At 42.6% G+C, this 19115-nt stretch carries 19 protein-coding genes and 2 tRNA genes; 19 read left to right on the top strand and 2 right to left on the bottom strand.

From position 1 onward, the window contains the following. Positions 1-93: 93 nt before the first annotated feature. From yabP to C1A12_RS20590, 6 genes are all read left to right on the top strand, one after another. Positions 94-402 (top strand): sporulation protein YabP, encoded by a 309-nt coding sequence (gene yabP / locus C1A12_RS20615; RefSeq protein ID WP_101847126.1) that lies wholly within the window; start codon positions 94-96, stop codon positions 400-402. After that, the gene (yabQ, locus tag C1A12_RS20610) at positions 399-995 is read left to right on the top strand and encodes a spore cortex biosynthesis protein YabQ (RefSeq protein ID WP_101847125.1); all 597 of its coding nucleotides are present in this window, start codon (positions 399-401) and stop codon (positions 993-995) included. Before yabP ends, yabQ begins: the two co-directional genes overlap by 4 nt. A 65-nt stretch (positions 996-1060) precedes the next feature. Continuing rightward, complete coding sequence (locus C1A12_RS20605; protein WP_101847123.1) at positions 1061-1438, top strand: septum formation initiator family protein; 378 nt, start codon at positions 1061-1063, stop codon at positions 1436-1438. Between the two features lie 74 nt (positions 1439-1512). Beyond that, entirely contained in the window at positions 1513-1902 is a 390-nt protein-coding gene (locus tag C1A12_RS20600) for a S1 domain-containing RNA-binding protein (protein WP_101847121.1), read from the top strand. A 107-nt stretch (positions 1903-2009) separates the two neighbouring features. After that, the gene (locus C1A12_RS20595) at positions 2010-2333 is read left to right on the top strand and encodes a YnfA family protein (RefSeq protein WP_101847119.1); all 324 of its coding nucleotides are present in this window, start codon (positions 2010-2012) and stop codon (positions 2331-2333) included. A 100-nt stretch (positions 2334-2433) separates the two neighbouring features. Beyond that, positions 2434-3234: a hypothetical protein gene (locus C1A12_RS20590; protein ID WP_101847118.1), complete on the top strand. Its 801-nt coding sequence runs from the start codon at positions 2434-2436 to the stop codon at positions 3232-3234. Positions 3235-3435: 201 nt separating this feature from the next. Here the strand turns inward: C1A12_RS20590 and C1A12_RS20585 are convergent. Both C1A12_RS20585 and C1A12_RS20580 read right to left on the bottom strand, forming a co-directional pair. Further along, a tRNA-Glu gene (locus tag C1A12_RS20585) sits at positions 3436-3507 on the bottom strand. Positions 3508-3586: 79 nt separating this feature from the next. After that, positions 3587-3660: transfer RNA gene (locus tag C1A12_RS20580), tRNA-Met, on the bottom strand. 274 nt (positions 3661-3934) lie between these two features. Between C1A12_RS20580 and spoIIE the strand changes: the two genes are divergently transcribed. The 13 genes from spoIIE to lysS all read left to right on the top strand — a co-directional run bounded on the left by spoIIE (position 3935) and on the right by lysS (position 18873). After that, positions 3935-6376 carry a stage II sporulation protein E gene (gene spoIIE, locus C1A12_RS20575; RefSeq protein WP_101847116.1) on the top strand — a complete coding sequence of 814 codons (2442 nt, stop codon included), beginning with the start codon at positions 3935-3937 and terminating at the stop codon, positions 6374-6376. A gap of 63 nt (positions 6377-6439) precedes the next feature. Then, the gene (locus C1A12_RS20570) at positions 6440-7174 is read left to right on the top strand and encodes a VWA domain-containing protein (protein ID WP_101847115.1); all 735 of its coding nucleotides are present in this window, start codon (positions 6440-6442) and stop codon (positions 7172-7174) included. Further along, positions 7155-8072, top strand: a complete 918-nt coding sequence (locus C1A12_RS20565) for a protein kinase (protein ID WP_101847113.1) — start codon at positions 7155-7157, stop codon at positions 8070-8072. The genes C1A12_RS20570 and C1A12_RS20565 overlap by 20 nt, the downstream gene beginning before the upstream one ends. Continuing rightward, complete coding sequence (tilS, locus tag C1A12_RS20560; RefSeq protein WP_235001699.1) at positions 8014-9522, top strand: tRNA lysidine(34) synthetase TilS; 1509 nt, start codon at positions 8014-8016, stop codon at positions 9520-9522. Before C1A12_RS20565 ends, tilS begins: the two co-directional genes overlap by 59 nt. A 23-nt stretch (positions 9523-9545) precedes the next feature. Beyond that, complete coding sequence (gene hpt / locus C1A12_RS20555) at positions 9546-10085, top strand: hypoxanthine phosphoribosyltransferase (RefSeq protein ID WP_101847111.1); 540 nt, start codon at positions 9546-9548, stop codon at positions 10083-10085. A gap of 118 nt (positions 10086-10203) precedes the next feature. Further along, positions 10204-12267 carry an ATP-dependent zinc metalloprotease FtsH gene (ftsH, locus tag C1A12_RS20550; protein ID WP_101847110.1) on the top strand — a complete coding sequence of 688 codons (2064 nt, stop codon included), beginning with the start codon at positions 10204-10206 and terminating at the stop codon, positions 12265-12267. Positions 12268-12401: 134 nt separating this feature from the next. Then, positions 12402-13196: a type III pantothenate kinase gene (locus C1A12_RS20545; protein ID WP_101847108.1), complete on the top strand. Its 795-nt coding sequence runs from the start codon at positions 12402-12404 to the stop codon at positions 13194-13196. Positions 13197-13199: 3 nt separating this feature from the next. Further along, on the top strand, positions 13200-14078 hold the full coding sequence (gene hslO / locus C1A12_RS20540; protein ID WP_101847106.1) for an Hsp33 family molecular chaperone HslO: 879 nt from the start codon (positions 13200-13202) through the stop codon (positions 14076-14078). Between the two features lie 155 nt (positions 14079-14233). Continuing rightward, positions 14234-15163: a cysteine synthase A gene (gene cysK, locus C1A12_RS20535; RefSeq protein WP_101847104.1), complete on the top strand. Its 930-nt coding sequence runs from the start codon at positions 14234-14236 to the stop codon at positions 15161-15163. Between the two features lie 105 nt (positions 15164-15268). Further along, positions 15269-16093, top strand: coding sequence for a dihydropteroate synthase (gene folP, locus C1A12_RS20530; protein ID WP_101847103.1), 825 nt, complete (start codon positions 15269-15271; stop codon positions 16091-16093). Next, positions 16093-16461, top strand: a complete 369-nt coding sequence (gene folB, locus C1A12_RS20525; RefSeq protein ID WP_101847101.1) for a dihydroneopterin aldolase — start codon at positions 16093-16095, stop codon at positions 16459-16461. Before folP ends, folB begins: the two co-directional genes overlap by 1 nt. Continuing rightward, positions 16454-16948 (top strand): 2-amino-4-hydroxy-6-hydroxymethyldihydropteridine diphosphokinase, encoded by a 495-nt coding sequence (gene folK, locus C1A12_RS20520; RefSeq protein WP_101847099.1) that lies wholly within the window; start codon positions 16454-16456, stop codon positions 16946-16948. The genes folB and folK overlap by 8 nt, the downstream gene beginning before the upstream one ends. 443 nt (positions 16949-17391) lie before the next feature. Beyond that, complete coding sequence (lysS, locus tag C1A12_RS20515; RefSeq protein ID WP_101847097.1) at positions 17392-18873, top strand: lysine--tRNA ligase; 1482 nt, start codon at positions 17392-17394, stop codon at positions 18871-18873. The last annotated feature ends 242 nt before the right edge of the window (positions 18874-19115 follow it).

Raw genomic sequence — 19115 nt, 5'->3', positions numbered from 1 at the left:
TTTTGTTTTTTACAGGGCGCAGCTGATGGATTTTTACAGGTTCTAATTCCGTCCTTTATTTCATAGCTTGTACTAGAGAAGGAGGCTGTGAAAATGGAAGGGTATGATAAGAATATAAGTGGACGCAGTCATGTTCACCAGGCTGAACATAATGTAAAGGTGTGGAACCGCCGCAACCTTGAGATATCTGGCGTAAAAGAAGTGGACAGCTTTGATAGTGAAGAGTTTCTTTTGCAGACCTCAATGGGCTACCTCGTTATCCGTGGAGAAAACCTCCAAATGAAAAATTTAAATGTAGATGAAGGTGAAGTTGCTATTAAAGGACGAGTCTATGAAATGACCTATCTGGATGAAAACCATGGGGAGAAAGCTAAAGGTCTGTTTAGCAAGCTGTTCAAATGACGCTGACGACACAATTTATGACGATGATCTCTATGATCGCAGGCGGAATTTACGTAGGGGCAGCCATTGATACTTTTGAACGGCTGTTTCGTAAAAGAAACAAGAGGAGCTGGCTTGAATTCGTGTGGCAGTCTGCGTTTTGGATGACTCAGGCTGCTTTTCTTTTTTTTATATTGTATTCTGTAAACTATGGTGAAATCCGAATGTATATCTTTGTCGCCTTGTTCTGTGGGTATGCGGGTTACAGGGCATTGGTTCAGAAACTTTACAATCGCGTCCTGGAAGTAGCGATTCATATTGTTACGAGCATTTTCCGCTTTCTAAAGCGGTTATTTGACATCTTTATCGTATGGCCCCTCACAACACTAGTCATTATATCGAAAAATGTAGTAATATGGGTTTATAGAATTTTACTCAAGGGTATATTTATAGTGGTTACTGTCGCATTTTATCCTGTTTTGTTGATTTCTCGTGTCATTTGGAAGCTGTTACCGGAAAAAATAAAAAAATATTTACTCCAGTTAGCAGGATTTTACGTTACAATAAAGAATATTATAGTTAATAAATGGAATGGGAATAACAAAGACGAATAAGACAAAGATGCGTAGTAAGAACATGGACTGGAGTTCTGCACATTTATAAAGGGGGTCCAACGGAAATGGCAAATAAGTCTTCAGTTACTCGCATGGAATCTACATACGTGAAGAACTATGATGCTCAGTTGGAACGTCATGTCAGGAAAAAGAAACGTTTGATGCGAAGGATCCTGCTGTTCAGCCTTTTAATGATGATTGTTGCAGGCTCGATGGTTGTCTATCATTTCCAACAGCGGGCACTCCATGCCGAGAAAGTTGAAGAGTACAAGCAGTTACAAGCTGAGATGGACGAGCTGGAAAAAGAGGAAAAGAATTTAAACGAAGAAATTGAACTGCTAAACAATGAGGATTACGTATTGCAGATTGCAAGATCGAACTATTTCTTCTCTAAAGACGATGAAATTATCTTTAAAATGCCAAATGATGATCCATCTTATTGACACTCTTTTCAAAGCTTATATATAATAGTAAAGAAGGATATTTTTATCGAAATCTAAGGAGGAGCATTTTTTTTATGTCAATTGAAGTAGGCAGCAAGCTACAGGGTAAGGTAACGGGTATCACTAATTTCGGAGCTTTTGTAGAGCTTCCAGATGGGAAGACGGGGCTCGTTCACATTAGTGAAGTTGCCGATAACTATGTTAAAGACATTAACGAGCACCTTAGCCAGGGTGATGAGGTTGAGGTTAAAGTGATTAATGTCGGAGATGATGGAAAGATTGGTTTATCCATCAAGAAAGCAAAAGAGAATTATGGTCGCCGTGCGCCTAAGAAGCCTCGTAAACCTGCCGAGTCTTTCGAGCAGAAGATGAGTAACTTTCTTAAGGATAGCGAAGACCGCTTAGCATCACTGAAGAAGCAAACTGAGACCAAACGTGGAGGTCGAGGTGCTAAAAGAGGATAGCTTGCTGTCTAGGACAATAAGTAAAAGATGCGCGTTTATATAAAAGCAGGCCTGCTTATCAGTAGGCCTGCTTTTTCTATTATAGTAAATAAAGTGAGGTGGCTGACATGTCTGCGTTCCTATTATTTTTATTAGCAGGCTTAGCGGAGATTGGTGGAGGCTACTTAATATGGCTGTGGCTGAGAGAAGGGAAACCTTTTTATTTCGGAATCTCCGGGGCCATCCTGCTGGCTTCATATGGTGTGATTGCTACCTTTCAATCTTTTCCTGCGTTTGGAAGGGTGTACGCGGCGTATGGAGGGATATTTATCATATTGTCTGTCCTCTGGGGCTGGGGAATTGATCGTAAGATGCCTGATGTATATGACTGGACAGGAGCTGCAATATGTCTGCTCGGCGTGGCTGTAATGCTGTTAGGCCCGAGAGGTTAATTGTAATCAGCTTTTAGAAAGTTTAAAAACAATAAAAACAGTGGTGGATACAGCTTGAAGAAGCATACACTAATATATAAGGTAGAATCGGGATGAATTGATGGAGGTGGGCGCCATCGCTTCCTGGAGGAAGAACGTCTGGATTATGACAGGTGTTGTGTTAAGTGTGGGGCTTCCTCTTGTGATTTACTTTCTTATGAATTTAACGGATAGCGAAAACAACAGTGAATGGATCGGATTCTTCGGAAGTTATGCGGGGGCGATTGTTGGAGCTTTCGTTGCTTTAACTGTCAGCCGGATGCAGACAAAGAGTTCAAGAGATGACTTAAAGATTCAAATTGAAAAACAAGAACGACTCGCTGCTGAGCAGTTGGCCCAGGAAAAGCATTTACAAAGAATCGACAACAGAACATTTCTCGATTACACCATGTTCCAGGCACCTCTTTTAATGGAAGAGAGGCCTAAAGAAACTTCACGTATCTTGCTTCACGACCGCCTGCAGCTTTTTATTAACCATCATTCCAATCAGTGGCTGCGCGAGCAAATAGCTTTATTTATTAAGTTGGATTACTACGGAAGAGCACCTTGTATCCTGGATGTAACAATAAGGATGAACTTAGCATCTCCAGAGGAAAACTATACAGTAACGGTTTATAAAAATGGAATGAATAAAGAAGATCACCTCTATATACCGATAAGTATTGGGGAAGAAACAGAGCAGTTGACTAAGCTGGAAGTAACTTATACGACGTTATTTAAAGAAAAATTGAAATTTGTTAGTGATTTGATTCATAAAGTAGAACGTTACTATTCTATTAATGCTCAGAATGAAACACTTATCTATGAAAGGGAATTTAAAAATGAATCGTATATGTTCCCTGGTAATACGGAACTCACGTAATGAAAGTATGTAGTAGTACTTAATTGGCTCCTACTCCGGCATTATCAGGTATCTTTTTTCATTTATGATCCGCCTGCTTCTCAATGCTCTGCCGCTGCAAAAAAAGTAATTTCCTCTATTGGCTTTTAAAGAAATGCGCTGATACTTGCCAGATGCCAAAAAAACCGTCTTCCTCTATAAGGAAGACGGTTTTCATCGTGATGACCCGTACGGGATTCGAACCCGTGATACCGCCGTGAAAGGGCGGTGTCTTAACCACTTGACCAACGGGCCTGGTTAGTATGTAATTTTCTATGCATCCGGGCTTGTCTTATGCGAGTCGCATCTATCAAAGCCATTCAGCACTTGGTAGTAGCGGCGGAGGGGATCGAACCCCCGACCTCACGGGTATGAACCGTACGCTCTAGCCAGCTGAGCTACACCGCCATGTGGGTAGTGCTTTTAGGCACAAGAGTTATAGTACACTATGAAAAAAAACATGTCAATATAAAATAAAATTGTGAGACTAGTCTGTCAATTTCGATAAAGAATCTTGGATTATTTTGGATAAGTAACGAATCCCGTGGGTTTTATTTTGTAGAAATGACTTCCGTTTGTTGGAATTCAATCGAAGTTTTTGTTGTTGCACCTCTGTTGTTTTGACAAAATGATCCGCTTTGTTGTGTTTTAATGGGCATAACAAAAAGGAGTGGTGAATATTATGTTGGGGACGGTTATGAAACGAGCAGGTCGCGAAGCTATGTGGAGGGAGTCTTCGTTAAATCGGGGAATGGAGAAAATGGCGTTAACGGTATTTACTTTTCTATCGAATAAGGGTGTCTTCCATATGGCTCTCAGTTTGTTACTTGGACGGGCTGTCATCTTATCGTCGATGGCTCCGTTCGGTGTTGCTTTCTTAGCAGTGATCTGGTGGTTCAAGCGTCCGCTTATTCTGCCGGCAACTATGATGATGGCCATCGGTGCAGCTACATATAGTTATGGACATGCTGGATTTATTGCCGGGGCTGCAGCTTCGATTCTTCTATTAACAGGCTTGTTAAATAAACTTCACCAACCGCAGAAGTGGCTGCCGGTGATGGCGGCTCTGGCAAGCATGATCCCGCGTACGATCAGTCTCGCCTTTCTGGACCGGTGGCATCTGTACGAGCTCTTTCTTCTTATCTCAGAGGGAGTCTTAACTTTTACTCTTGTACTAATCTTTATGCAGAGTCTCCCGCTTTTATCACCGCAGCGCTATCATCCTACTTTAAAAAATGAGGAGATTGTTTGCTTCATTATATTATTAGCCTCCGTATTAACCGGGATGATCGGGTTTGAATATGAAGGTGTGGCGATGGTGGACGTGTTTTCTCGTTATTTAGTTATTTTACTGGCTTATATTGCTGGAGCAGCGATAGGGTCTACCGTGGGGGTGGTGACGGGACTTGTATTAAGCCTGTCTAATGTAGATCACCTTTATCAAATGAGCTTGCTTGCCTTCTCAGGTTTACTAGGAGGCTTATTAAAAGAAGGAAATAAACTGGGAGTAGGTGCAGGACTTTTTGTAAGTACCATATTAATGGGGTTTTATACAGGGGATGGATTGACTGCTTCATTATGGGCATCCTTCTTCGCGATCCTTCTGTTCTTTATGACGCCTGAACGATGGGTGAAGCGATTATCACGGTTCGTTCCTGGAACTGATGAACATCGACAGGAGCAACAGAAGTATTTACAAAAGGTCAGGGATGTTACGGCTGTTCGAGTGGGAAAGTTTTCTGATGTGTTCGAAGCTCTATCTAAGAGCTTTCATCATATAGAACGAAAGGAAAAGGAGGAGGATACCACCCAGGAAGTCGATTATTTTTTAAGTCATGTCACAGAAAAAACATGCCAGGCCTGTTTTAAAAAGGAGAAGTGCTGGATTAATCAGTTTGATGAGACGCACAACCTTATGACGGATCTAATGGAGGAGATCGATGAAAAAGAAGAAGTAAGCCGCATGATGCGGAAAAACGTGGATCAATATTGTGTAAAGTCCCAGAAGCTGATCGATACGATGAAGCACGAGTTATCTTTTTATCATGCTAATAAGCAGCTGAAGCAGCAGGTGCAGGAAAGCCGCAAGTTTGTCGCAGAACAGCTGCATGGTGTGTCGGAAGTGATGAACAATTTTGCGAAGGAGATTGTGAAAGAGCGAGAGCATCACGAGCAAAAAGAACACATTATTCATGAGGCCTTAGAGAGGCTCGGATTAAACGTAGCAAAGCTTGAGATCTATACGCTTGATACCGGCAATATAGATTTAGAGGTTATTTTGGAAATTGATCAATATCGGGGGGAAGGAGAAAAATTAATCGCACCGCTGCTTTCTGACATTCTTCAAGAGACCATTGTGGTTACAATGGAGGACATATCTCCATATCCCAATGGGCGGTGTTTGTTAACATTTGGTTCAGCTAAGCATTATACAATTGAATCGGGAGTCGCTCATGCTGCAAAAGGGGGAGGATTTATATCAGGAGACAGCTATTCAATGATGGAATTAGGAAGGGGGAAGTATGCCTTAGCGATTAGTGACGGCATGGGAAATGGAGAAAGGGCGCATGAGGAAAGTGTTGAAACCTTAAGACTGCTAAAGCAGATCTTACAGTCGGGTATTCAGGAATCGGTAGCTATTCAATCGATCAATTCCATATTATCTTTAAGGAGCAACGATGAGATCTTCTCCACCCTGGACTTGGCGGTCATTGATCTTCATTTAGCTACTTCGAAGTTTATTAAAATAGGAAGTACCCCGAGTTTTATAAAAAGAGGCGATCAAATCTTTTCAGTGGAATCGGGTAATCTGCCTATGGGTATCATTCGTGAAGTAGATGTAGATACGACAAGTGAGCAGCTAAAAGCAGGAGATCTGTTAATTATGGTAAGTGATGGAATCTTAGAGGGACCAAAACACGTCGAAAACGTGGAGTTGTGGTTGAAGAGGAAAATTCGCGAAATTAGACAGGAAGATCCGCAGGAAATAGCGGATATTTTATTAGAAGAAGTCATTCGTGCACAATCTGGAGGAATTGATGACGATATGACCGTATTAGTCGCACGGATTGATCATTACATGCCTGAATGGTCGGCCATCCCTTTTCAGAAAAAACAAGCATAGGGATACGTATATTCTTCCTCAGTTTCGGCGAAAATGGTCGTAACAAATGAGGAGGGAAGTTCGATGAACGCAGGTCGATTAAAGCAAATTCTGTTGTTAACCGATGGATGCTCAAACTATGGGGAGGACCCTGTGGCTGTAGCTGCACTGGCGAGGAATCAGGGGGTAACGGTCAATGTCATCGGCGTGCTCGATGACCTTCAGGCAGACGAACCGCAGGGCCTTAAAGAAGTAGAGTCGATTGCAGAAGCCGGGGGCGGGGTTAGTCAAATTGTTTATCAGAAGAATTTATCTGAGACTGTGCAGATGGTAACAAAGCAGGCAATGACTCAAACCATTCAAGGGGTGGTCAATAAGGAACTTCAGCACATACTAGGTGAAAGTAAAACGATTGAAGAACTGCCTCCAGAACAAAGAGGAGAAGTAGTGGAAATCGTAGATGATCTTGGGGAAACATGCCAGCTTGAAGTCCTCGTGCTTGTGGATTCAAGTGCCAGTATGCATCACAAGCTTCCTACGGTTAAAGAGGCCCTTGCTGATTTATCGTTAAGTCTTAATGCGAGAAGCGGATCGAACCAGTTCAGTATCTACTCATTCCCTGACCCGAAACATACCATCAAGCAAAGGGTAGAGTGGACGTCAGAATTGAGCGCGATGCATAATCTTTTTACAAGGTTGTCTAGTGGAGGCTATACTCCAACAGGGCCAGCTCTTAAAGAAGCCCTTTATGCATTTACGAATAAGTCAATTTTAAGAGATGAAGGCAGGGTGGATCCATATGAAGAAACCGGTTTTTAATGTAACCAATGGCACTCTTGTGCGCGGGAAATGGAACCATCATGCTTATCATGTCGTAAAGAAGCTTGGAGAAGGAGCTTGCGGGGCTGTGTACCTGTGTCAGAAGAATGGAATTATGTATGCGCTGAAAGTAGGGACCGAGAGCTCAAGGCTCATGCTTGAAGTGAATATGCTTAAGAAATTCAGCAAGGTCCAAGGAGTAAAGCTTGGGCCTTCTTTTGTTGATGTTGATGATTGGGCTGCTTCCAATGGCCAGACGTATCCTTTTTACGTTATGGAGTATATTAAAGGTGACTCCTTTGCCACTTTTCTTCGTGGAAAGAAAAAGGAATGGGTCGGCATTTGTGCGATGCAGCTGCTGAGTGATCTAGAGCATCTTCACCAGGCCGGCTACGTTTTCGGGGACTTAAAAACAGATAATTTATTGATTTCAGACTCTAAAGTCCAATGGATCGATGTAGGCGGCGTTACCGGCATAGGACGGGCCATTAAAGAGTACACAGAGTTTTATGACCGCGGCTACTGGGGATATGGTTCACGTAAGGCAGAGCCGGGGTATGACTTATTTGCTGTCACAATGATTATGCTTGAAACGGTATATCCTCAGCGGTTTACAGCTGAAAAGGACCCTAAAAAAACACTGCAGGATAAGCTAAAGCGCGCCCCTTTACCAAGTGAATACAAACGGGTAATTACTGCCTGCTGGCAAGGGAAATACCATTCGGCAAAAGAAATGAAAGAAGCGTTAGGCCAGATTTTAATGAAAAGAGTCCAGCCTCCTAAACAAATAACACGAAAAAGTCTCCATCACGAGGCATCGGAATGGGGAGAAATGCTTGGTGTCAGCTTTATTGCTGTCGTATTTTACGGCATCTCCGCTTGGAATTTATGGATGTAAAGGAAAGCTTTGCAGGAGGAGACTCTGGGGTGGTACGATGAGAGGAGATGTGATGGGAGGTACGCAGCAGGTGAAAGACGTGGAGAAATTTATTAACAAACATGAATTGCTTCATATGAATGACCGGGTGGTACTTGCTGTATCTGGCGGTCCAGATTCTCTCGCCCTTCTTCAATATTTCCAGCAAATTAAGCATGACTACAATCTGTCGCTTTACGTCGCTTCTGTTGATCATGGTTTGCGCGGGGAAGAATCGAGGCAGGATTTAGAATATGTCCGCTCCCTTGCCGGGAACCTGGGGGTACCGTTCTTTGGCACAAGTGTAGATGTTCCTGCATATAAGCAGGAAACCGGGATGGGGACTCAGGAAGCAGCAAGATTATTACGCTATCGTTACTTTAAAGAAGTGATGGATGAGGTGCAAGCAGATAAGCTGGCTTTTGGGCATCATGGTGATGACCAGGCTGAGACGATGCTTATGCAAATTACCCGGAGTGCGATGCCTGAAGCCATTCATGGGATGCCTGTAAAACGTCCGTTTGCTCGAGGCTCTATTATACGTCCCTTCCTCTGTTTAGAAAAAAAGCAGCTGGTGAAGTATTGTGAGCAGTATCAGATCAAACCACGTTATGATCCTTCTAATGAAGAAACGGATTACACCCGGAATGCGGTACGTAAGCATATCCTCCCTTTTATGAAAGAGGCCAACCCTAAGCTCCACCGCCACATGCAGCGGTTAAGTGAGCGTTTCACTGAAGAGAGAACCTTCATTCAAGAACAAGCGCTGCAAGTTTTAAAGAAGGTGAAAATGGAAGGTGGAAAAGGCGGGTTCACACAATTTTCAAAAACTGAGTTTCAAAAGCATCCGCTTGCTTTACAAAGAAGTGCCTTTCATCTAATATTAAACTATCTGTATGGTAATCAATTTGAAGAAATCTCCTACTTACATGAGGAGATGTTTTTTCACCTTTTAGATGAACAGAAACCTAATGCGAGTCTGGATTTTCCCAAAGGTTTAAAAATAATTCGAGCTTATGATGAGCTGACATTTACTTTTAGATCTGAAAAGGAAAATTCTCCGTTTTTTCAAACTTTATACATAGGAGAACAAGTGTCACTTCCGGATGGATCAACCATCTCGCTTACAGCGGGAGAAGACTCCCGGGAGCAGGGAAGCTGTGAATACGTTTGTGATTCTCATCACGTATCCCTGCCATTAATCGTGCGTAATCGTATGCCTGGAGATCGAATGGTACTTAGAGGAATGAATGGGTCTAAGAAGGTAAAGGATATTTTTATCGACCAAAAGATCCCTGCTCAGCTTCGCGATAACTGGCCGCTTGTCACGGATCATGATGGTCAAATCCTATGGCTGGTTGGTTTAAAAAAAGGTGAGGGATGTACCAGAGACTCTTCCGGTACATGGCTTCGATTACAATATAAAAAATAACTGAGAACGTAGGAGGAGCTTTCATGCACAACGAAATTGAGAAAATCTTAATTTCTGAAGAAGAGATTCAAAATAAGTGTAAAGAACTTGGAGCGCAGCTCACTGATGAATACGAAGGGAAATTTCCTTTGGCGATTGGTGTCCTTAAGGGAGCGATGCCATTCATGGCGGATCTTCTTAAACGAATAGAAACCCATTTGGAAATGGACTTCATGGATGTTTCCAGCTATGACGGAGGAATGCGTTCTACAGGAGAAGTTAAAATCGTAAAGGATTTAGACACTCAAGTAGAGGGCAGAGACCTGATTATTGTGGAAGATATTATTGACAGCGGCTTAACGTTAAGCTATCTTGTGGACTTATTTAAATATCGTAAAGCGAAATCAATAAAAATTGTAACGCTGCTTGATAAACCGGCAGGCCGAACATCTCATATTAAAGCCGATACCATTGGGTTTGAAGTGCCTGATGAATTCGTTGTAGGATATGGATTGGATTACAATGAAAAATATCGGAACCTCCCTTATATCGGTATTCTGAAACCAGAAGTGTATGGTGGATAATGAGATTGAATTTATATCTGCACTCAAACGTATTGGACGTAAGGGCAATTAGTTGTGTGTTTCGTTTTTTGTGTGATAACATTTACTATAGTTTTTCTCGCTTGGGAGGAGGTAGGAAATGAACCGGATATTTCGTAATACAATCTTTTACTTACTAATCTTCCTCGTAGTAATCGGCATAGTCGGTCTATTTAGAGGTCAAGGTGAGCCAGAACAAACATTAAATGTGAACGAATTTTACGATAGATTAAATAATGGTGAAATCGAAGAAATGACGATGCAGCCCACTAATGGTGTCATTCGTATCACAGGTTCAGTAGCAGGAAGTGAAGAAGGTGAAACGTTCACCGCAAACATTCCAGCTAACGAAGAAATCGTTTCTAATGTAACAGAAGAAGCTCAACAGCAAAGTATTTTAACCGTTGAAGAAGAAGAACAACCGAGTGTATGGGTGACGGTATTAACATCTATCATTCCGTTTGTGATTATATTTATCTTGTTTATCTTCTTGCTTAATCAGGCTCAGGGCGGCGGAAGCCGGGTCATGAACTTTGGTAAGAGTAAGGCGAAGATGTACAGTGAAGACAAGAAAAAGGTACGTTTTAAAGACGTTGCCGGGGCAGATGAAGAGAAGCAGGAGCTTGTTGAGGTCGTTGACTTCTTAAAAGATCCTCGTAAATTCTCAGCAGTAGGTGCACGTATTCCTAAGGGTGTTCTGCTGGTAGGACCGCCTGGGACAGGTAAAACATTGCTGGCGAGAGCCGTAGCCGGTGAAGCGGGCGTACCATTCTTCTCGATTAGTGGTTCCGACTTCGTAGAAATGTTTGTCGGTGTCGGTGCTTCCCGTGTACGTGACTTGTTTGAGAACGCGAAGAAAAATGCGCCATGTATCATTTTTATCGATGAGATTGACGCAGTCGGCCGTCAGCGTGGAGCCGGTTTAGGCGGCGGGCATGATGAACGTGAGCAAACGCTGAACCAGCTGCTTGTTGAAATGGATGGCTTTGGAGCCAACGAAGGAATCATAATGGTTGCCGCTACCAACCGTCCGGATATTCTTGACCCTGCCTTGCTGCGCCCGGGACGTTTTGACCGTCAAATTACGGTTGACCGACCGGATGTTAAAGGCCGTCAAGCAGTGCTAGGAGTTCACGCACGTGATAAGCCTCTAGCAGATAACGTTGATTTAAAAACTATTGCTCTTCGTACGCCAGGGTTCTCTGGTGCCGACTTAGAGAACTTATTAAACGAAGCGGCCCTTGTGGCAGCTCGTTCAGATAGTAAAGAAATTGACATGGTCCATGTGGATGAAGCAATTGACCGTGTTATTGCTGGTCCGGCTAAGAAGAGCCGTGTAATTTCTAAGAAAGAGCGCAATATTGTAGCTCACCACGAAAGTGGACATACTGTTATCGGTATGGTATTAGACGATGCGGATATGGTTCATAAAGTAACTATCGTTCCTCGCGGGCAGGCTGGCGGTTATGCAGTCATGCTTCCAAAGGAAGATCGATACTTCATGACGAAGCCTGAATTACTTGATAAGATTACCGGGTTACTTGGCGGACGGGTGGCTGAAGAAATTATGTTCGGAGAAGTATCAACAGGTGCTCATAATGACTTTCAGCGTGCCACCTCCATTGCCCGTAAGATGGTAACCGAGTATGGTATGAGTGAGAAGCTTGGCCCGCTTCAATTCGGCCAGAATTCAGGCGGGCAGGTATTCCTCGGCCGTGACATTCAAAATGAACAGAACTATAGTGATCAAATTGCTTATGATATTGATACTGAAGTTCAAAGGTTTATTACGGATAGTTATGATCGTGCTAAGACGATTCTCACGGAAAATAAAGATAAGCTCGAGCTTATTGCCGGCACTTTACTGGAAGTAGAAACGCTGGATGCCACTCAAATCGAGTCCTTATTTAAGAAAGGACGTCTTCCAACAGATGAAGAGCTTGAAGAAATTGCTGTCAAAAACAATAAGCAGCTTCGAGCGAATCAGGAAGAGCAGAAAGAGATTGATGAGCGTCAAGCAAATAATGAGAACGTACGAGTAAACTTGAAGTCTAAAGAAGACGAGCAGGAAACAACTGAGGATCAGGATTCATCATCTCAATCAACCACAGATGAGAGCTCCGATGACCAACAGGATAACAAGGATCGTAACGATCGCTCTTAATGAACAGAAAAGTCACATTTCCATAAAAGGGAATGTGACTTTTTCCTGTCTATACTTCTAAAGTCTTCATCACAATCCAATCTTTAATTGTGATATGATGGAAGCCGAAGGAAAAGAAACGGGAGGCTTTGCATATGATTTTCGTGCTTGATGTAGGGAATACGAATACTGTTCTCGGTGTATTCGAAAACAAGCAGTTGAACTATCAATGGCGTATTAAGACGGATCGTTACAAAACTGAAGATGAATACGGCATGCTGATTAAGTCGTTGTTTGACCATGAAGGTCTTACTTTTGAAGATATAGATGGAGTCATTATTTCTTCCGTAGTCCCGCCTATAATGTTTGCGTTGGAGCGGATGTCTCGATATTATTTTAAAAAAACACCGATGATTATCGGTGATTCGGCAATTGATCCCGGGTTACTAATGAAATACCCTAACCCACATGAAATAGGAGCTGACCGTATTGTTAATGCGGTAGGAGCGATTGAAGAGTATAAAACTCCACTCATTATTATTGACTTTGGGACTGCTACTACGTATTGCTATGTCAGCGGAAAAGGGGAGTACGTTGGCGGGGCCATTGCACCGGGTATTAATATTTCCATGGAAGCACTGTATGCAAAAGCCGCAAAGCTGCCGAAAATTGAAATTAAGAGTCCAGAACAGGTAGTAGGGTCTTCTACCGTTGAAGCGATGCAGTCTGGTGTCTTTTACGGTTATGTCGGTCAAGTGGATGAAGTGGTGCGCAGGATGAAGGAAACAGCTGAAGCGACACCAACCGTAGTGGCAACTGGCGGGCTGGCTACGCTGATTGGCGATGAATCGAGAACGATTGACGTGATCGATCCTTATTTAACATTAAAAGGGTTGAATAAAATTTATCAAAACAACAAAGATAATAAAGCATTCAAAGGAGAAGGATGATTTATGTCAGATTATTTAGTACGAGCTATTGGGTTTAACGGTCAAGTGCGCGCATACGCCGTGCAATCAACGGATACCGTTGAAGAAGCGCGCCGTCGTCAGGATTCCTGGGCAACAGCTTCAGCGGCGTTAGGTCGTACACTAACCATTAGTGCAATGATGGGAGCTATGCTTAAAGGCGAAGATAAACTTACTGCAAAGCTTGAGGGCAACGGTCCGGTTGGTGCAATTATTGCAGATGCCAACTCCAAAGGTGAAGTTCGAGGTTATTTAAAAAATCCTCACGTTGATTTTGATTTAAATAGTGTAGGTAAGCTTGATGTAGCCAGAGCCGTAGGAACGGATGGAACTCTCAGCATAGTAAAAGACCTCGGCATGAAGGATCATTTTACAGGTCAAGTCCCGATTGTTTCCGGAGAGGTTAGTGAGGACTTCACTTATTACTTTGCGAACTCTGAGCAGGTGCCTTCCGCTGTCGGAGCCGGAGTGCTTGTAGATACCGATCATTCCATATTGGCTGCAGGCGGGTTTATCGTGCAGATGATGCCTGGAGCTGACGAGGAGACGACTTCTGCCGTTGAGAAGCGGTTAAGTGAGATTGCGCCGATCTCTACGATGGTCCGTGAAGGGAAAACACCGGAAGAAATTCTTGAAGCTATAATTGGGCAGGATCAACTGCAGGTGCTTGATACCATGCCGGTACAATTTAAGTGCCACTGTTCCAGAGAACGAGTGGAAATTGCGATATCGAGTTTAGGCGATGAAGAAATTCAGCGTATGATTGATGAAGATGAAGGGGCAGAGGCGAAATGTCACTTCTGTAACGAAGCCTACAACTTTAATGAGAAAGAGTTAAAAGAATTGCAATCGAACCCTTCTTAAGCAATAGAATGAGCGAGCGAGACGAGAGATTATCGTTTCGCTCGTTTTTATTTAGGGAACAATTTTAACGAAATTGAGAGAAATGTTTGACAACAGCCTATGGATTGCGTACATTAGTATTAAATCCTATTAAAATACTTGGTTTTAGGAGTGAAATGATGAGAATTGCAAACAGTGTAAGTGAATTAGTGGGGCAGACCCCTTTAGTAAAACTGAACAACAGTGCTGATGAAAACAGCGCAGATATTTATTTAAAGCTTGAATACATGAACCCGGGCAGCTCGGTTAAAGATCGTATTGCTCTTTCTATGATCGAAGCGGCTGAAGAGTCTGGAGATTTGAAAGAGGATGACACGATCGTTGAACCTACAAGTGGTAATACAGGGATCGGTCTTGCTATGATCGCAGCTGCGAAAGGGTATCGCACGGTTCTTGTTATGCCTGATACTATGAGCCAGGAGCGTCGCAACCTTTTGCGTGCTTACGGAGCTGAATTAGTACTGACTCCTGGAGCTGATGGAATGAAAGGGGCTATCAAAAAGGCTTCTGAACTTCATGAAGAGTTCGGATATTTCATGCCTCAGCAATTTAATAACCAGGCGAATGTGAAGGTCCATGAGGAAACGACAGGCCCTGAAATTGTAGAACAAATGGGAGACCAGCTGGACGCATTCATTTCAGGTATTGGAACGGGTGGAACCATTACTGGTGCTGGGAAAGTATTAAAAGAGAAGTACCCGGAAGTGAAGATTCATGCCGTTGAACCAGAAGGCTCCCCGGTATTATCTGGCGGGCAGCCTGGACCTCACAAGATCCAGGGAATCGGAGCAGGGTTTGTTCCTGGAATTTTAAACACAGACATATATGATGAAGTCCATCAGGTAACCACTGAGGAAGCCTATGATTCTGCAAGAGAGGCAGCTAGAAAAGACGGAATTTTGGGCGGCGTTTCTTCAGGAGCTGCCATTCACGTTGCTAAGAAGGTTGCCAAACAACTTGGAAAAGGAAAGAAAGTAGTAGCTATTATTCCTAGTAACGGCGAACGTTACCTTTCTACACCTCTTTATCAATTCGACGAAGAATAATGACTCGAGCTGTGCACCTCTATAAAGGTGCACAGCTTTTTTGTTTTTAAAAGGGAGAATGGTGTAAAATAGAGAAAGAATTTATGTGCGAAAAGAGGAGTTTAAATGAGTTTTCAGCTAGTGACAGAGAGTCGAAGCTTTTCTCTGGAAGAGCAGACCCTGGTGATGGGCATTTTAAATATTACGCCTGACTCATTCTCAGATGGGGGACGTTTCAATCAATTGGACACAGCAGTCAAGCATGCTGTTCAAATGGAGGAAGATGGGGCTCATATTATTGATATAGGTGGCGAGTCAACAAGACCGGGCCATCAGCCGGTATCGGACCAGGAAGAAATCGAGCGAGTCGTTCCTGTTATTAAAGCAGTGAAGGAGCGTATTTCAATCCCGATTTCCATAGATACTTATAAAGAAGAAGTAGCAAGGCAAGCTGTCCGGGCTGGAGCAGAAATCATTAATGATGTATGGGGAGCAAAGAAGGAACCTGGAATTGCTGAAGTTGCTGCAGAACATGATATCCCCATTATTTTAATGCATAACCGGGAAGATAAAAATTATCGATCGCTAATTGAAGATATGAAAGAAGACCTGCAGAAAAGTATTAAGATTGCCAAAGAAGCCGGAGTGAAGGATCATCATATTATTCTTGACCCGGGAGTTGGCTTCGCGAAGACGATGGAAGATAATCTAGAAGTGATGAGGAAACTGGATCACTTTCATGAGCTGGGCTACCCATTGCTTTTAGGAACTTCAAGGAAGTCATTTATTGGACATGTTCTGGATCTGCCGGCAAACGAGCGGATGGAAGGAACAGGCGCCACTGTATGTTTAGGTATTTCAAAAGGAGTGCAAATAGTCAGAGTGCATGACGTTAAAGAAATCGTGCGGATGGCTAAAATGATGGATGCGATGACGAGGAGGTCAGGCTGATGGATCAAATTCAACTCAACGGTATGGAATTTTGGGGCTACCACGGACTTTTTCCTGAAGAAAATAAACTAGGCCAGCGTTTCTATGTCGATTTAGAATTAGAAATGGATTTAAAGCCGGCGGGGCATTCCGATGATATGGACCTCTCAATTGATTACGGTGAAGTATATGAAGTTACCAAAAATATTGTGGAAGGAAAAGCGCGATATTTAGTAGAAACTGTAGCCGAAAATTTAGCGGGTGAACTTCTTCATCACTTTAGTCAATTGGAAGCATGCCGGGTGAAGGTGACAAAGCCGGATCCTCCGATTCCTGGTCACTATCGCTCGGTGGCCATTGATATTTACAGGAGAAAAGAGGATGAATAAAGCTTATATTGCATTAGGCTCTAATCTTCAGGAGCGTGAACAGTTTTTAACAGAGGCCATTGACCTGATTAAGGGTCACGAACAAATCAATCTTAAAAACACTTCAAGCATTTATGAAACAGAGCCTGTTGGATATACAGACCAAAACTGTTTTTTAAATGCTGTAATAGAAGTTGACACCAGCTTGGAACCATTAGTCCTGCTTGATTACTGCCAACAGATTGAGGAAGAGCTGGGCCGAAAAAGAGTAATAAAATGGGGGCCGCGTACAATAGATCTTGACATTTTGCTCTATAATCAAGAGAATATGAAAGATGAACGTTTAACGATACCCCATCCTCATATGCATGAACGAGCCTTTGTAATGGTCCCTTTGGCTGAATTAAACCCGGGGATCTATATTCCTGCTTCAGGTGAGCGGGCTTTTGAAGTAGTCAGAGCATTTCCGGCAAGTGAACTTAATGGGATAAAACTTTGGAAGAAATAATTTTCGATAGAATATTGGCTGATACAAATACGAGGCAGCTTTGCACAGCCGTACCCGGGATTAAATGTAGGAAGGTGTAGCGGCTGGGAAATCGTATGGAAGTTCCAAAAATGGTGAACACACCTGTTATCGGCAATAGAGATGTCAATTCTTCTCGATTGTGCCTTAAAAGGGAAAAGCAGTGATAATAGAAATGCGCAAACATGCTTTCTTGTATTTAAAAGGTCTGAAAGGAAATGGAAGAGCACGCAACCGAAGCTTTAGGGATTTGCTGCTGACATTGGAGAAGCATGAAGGTTTCTTAACTGGTTGTGCGTTGACACTTTTCAAGGACTTTTCTATACTGAATCATAGTTAGAATACTGCCAGTCGCTTGCTGGCAGTTTTTATTTGTGAAATCGTTAGAAGTTTATATAAACCTTTAGAAGAATGGAGTGATGATCATGTCCGAAGAGCTCAATGACCAAATGCAGGTGAGACGGGAGAAGTTGAACTCATATAAAGAGCAAGGGCTGGACCCTTTTGGAAGCAAGTTTGAACGTACAGCACTTGCTAGTGATTTGCAGTCCCAGTATGACGAGTATACGAAAGAAGAGTTGGAAGAGAAACAATTTCCGGCAACGATCGCAGGTCGAATTATGACGAAGCGCGGAAAAGGAAAAGCTGGCTTCGCTCATATTCAAGATCTCAGCGGTCAAATCCAGCTGTATGTTCGAAAGGATGCTATTGGAGAAGACGCCTATGCCGTCTTTAAATCCGCGGATATTGGAGATATTGTTGGGGTTTCCGGCGAGATGTTTAAGACAAACGTAGGTGAACTTTCCGTTAAGGCGAATAAATTTGAAATCTTAACGAAATCCCTGCGTCCTTTACCTGAGAAGTTCCATGGTCTTAAAGATGTAGAGCAGCGTTATCGTCAACGTTACTTAGATTTGATCACAAACCCGGACAGTCGTGATACTTTTGTTTTACGTAGTAAAATTATTCAATCAATGCGCAGATACCTGGATAACTTAGGATTTTTGGAAGTAGAAACACCAATGATGCACAGCATTCCAGGAGGTGCTTCTGCTCGTCCATTTGTGACTCATCATAATGCTCTTGACATGGAGCTTTACATGCGCATTGCGATCGAACTTCATTTAAAGAGGTTGATTGTAGGCGGCATGGAGAAAGTTTATGAAATAGGCCGTGTCTTCCGTAATGAAGGAGTTTCTACTCGGCACAACCCTGAATTTACGATGATAGAACTTTATGAAGCTTACGCAGATTATCATGATATTATGAGCTTAACGGAGCACTTAATTGCTCACATTTCTAAGGAAGTGTTAGGGACAACTAAAGTTCAGTACGATGAGCAGGAAATAGATTTAGAGCCGGATTGGACCCGTCTTCATATGGTGGATGCCGTTAAAGAATACACTGGCGTGGACTTTTGGAAGCAGATGAGTGATGAGGATGCTCGATCCTTGGCCAAAGAACACGGTGTGGAAATTCAGGAAACGATGACATTCGGCCATATTGTAAATGAGTTCTTTGAACAGAAAGTAGAGGAGAAGTTAATTCAGCCTACTTTTGTTTATGGACATCCTATTGAAATATCTCCATTAGCTAAGAAGAATCCAGAAGATGCTCGCTTCACTGATCGATTTGAATTGTTTATCGTAGGAAGAGAACATGCTAATGCATTCTCTGAGTTAAATGATCCTATTGATCAACGTGAACGCTTCGAAGCACAATTGAAAGAGAGAGAAGAAGGAAATGACGAAGCTCACCTGATGGATGATGATTTCCTTGAGTCTTTAGAATATGGCATGCCACCGACAGGCGGTTTAGGAATCGGAATCGATCGTTTAGTTATGCTTTTAACGAATTCTGCCTCCATTAGAGATGTACTGCTTTTTCCTCAAATGAGAAACAGATAGCAGAAAACAAAAGCTTTCGGCTCTTTTTTAGGAGCTGGAAGCTTTTAATTTTAACATCAATCGTCAGAATTAACTTTTAATTAAATTTGCACTTGATGTGTAACTTGAACCGTGATATATTATTAAACGTCGCAACAAGAGACGCGGCATTACAGCAAAACAAAATTAATAATCACAAAAAAGTTGTTGACTTAAACTTGAATGCGTGATATATTAATTAAGTCGCCATTTTGAAGCGGCAA

Origin of the sequence: Halobacillus sp. Marseille-P3879 (assembly GCF_900240285.1) — a bacterium.
In the GTDB taxonomy this organism is placed as follows: Bacteria; Bacillota; Bacilli; order Bacillales; family Halobacillaceae; genus Halobacillus_A.
This window is presented reverse-complemented; position numbering and strand designations above follow the sequence as displayed.

Bases quoted from the DNA above. Each gene is read 5' to 3' on its own strand.
- yabP (WP_101847126.1), top strand. From the start codon at position 94: ATGGAAGGGTATGATAAGAATATAAGTGGACGCAGTCATGTTCACCAG.
- yabQ (WP_101847125.1), top strand. From the start codon at position 399: ATGACGCTGACGACACAATTTATGACGATGATCTCTATGATCGCAGGC.
- C1A12_RS20605 (WP_101847123.1), top strand. From the start codon at position 1,061: ATGGCAAATAAGTCTTCAGTTACTCGCATGGAATCTACATACGTGAAG.
- C1A12_RS20600 (WP_101847121.1), top strand. From the start codon at position 1,513: ATGTCAATTGAAGTAGGCAGCAAGCTACAGGGTAAGGTAACGGGTATC.
- C1A12_RS20595 (WP_101847119.1), top strand. From the start codon at position 2,010: ATGTCTGCGTTCCTATTATTTTTATTAGCAGGCTTAGCGGAGATTGGT.
- C1A12_RS20590 (WP_101847118.1), top strand. From the start codon at position 2,434: ATGGAGGTGGGCGCCATCGCTTCCTGGAGGAAGAACGTCTGGATTATG.
- spoIIE (WP_101847116.1), top strand. From the start codon at position 3,935: ATGTTGGGGACGGTTATGAAACGAGCAGGTCGCGAAGCTATGTGGAGG.
- C1A12_RS20570 (WP_101847115.1), top strand. From the start codon at position 6,440: ATGAACGCAGGTCGATTAAAGCAAATTCTGTTGTTAACCGATGGATGC.
- C1A12_RS20565 (WP_101847113.1), top strand. From the start codon at position 7,155: ATGAAGAAACCGGTTTTTAATGTAACCAATGGCACTCTTGTGCGCGGG.
- hpt (WP_101847111.1), top strand. From the start codon at position 9,546: ATGCACAACGAAATTGAGAAAATCTTAATTTCTGAAGAAGAGATTCAA.
- ftsH (WP_101847110.1), top strand. From the start codon at position 10,204: ATGAACCGGATATTTCGTAATACAATCTTTTACTTACTAATCTTCCTC.
- C1A12_RS20545 (WP_101847108.1), top strand. From the start codon at position 12,402: ATGATTTTCGTGCTTGATGTAGGGAATACGAATACTGTTCTCGGTGTA.
- hslO (WP_101847106.1), top strand. From the start codon at position 13,200: ATGTCAGATTATTTAGTACGAGCTATTGGGTTTAACGGTCAAGTGCGC.
- cysK (WP_101847104.1), top strand. From the start codon at position 14,234: ATGATGAGAATTGCAAACAGTGTAAGTGAATTAGTGGGGCAGACCCCT.
- folP (WP_101847103.1), top strand. From the start codon at position 15,269: ATGAGTTTTCAGCTAGTGACAGAGAGTCGAAGCTTTTCTCTGGAAGAG.
- folB (WP_101847101.1), top strand. From the start codon at position 16,093: ATGGATCAAATTCAACTCAACGGTATGGAATTTTGGGGCTACCACGGA.
- folK (WP_101847099.1), top strand. From the start codon at position 16,454: ATGAATAAAGCTTATATTGCATTAGGCTCTAATCTTCAGGAGCGTGAA.
- lysS (WP_101847097.1), top strand. From the start codon at position 17,392: ATGTCCGAAGAGCTCAATGACCAAATGCAGGTGAGACGGGAGAAGTTG.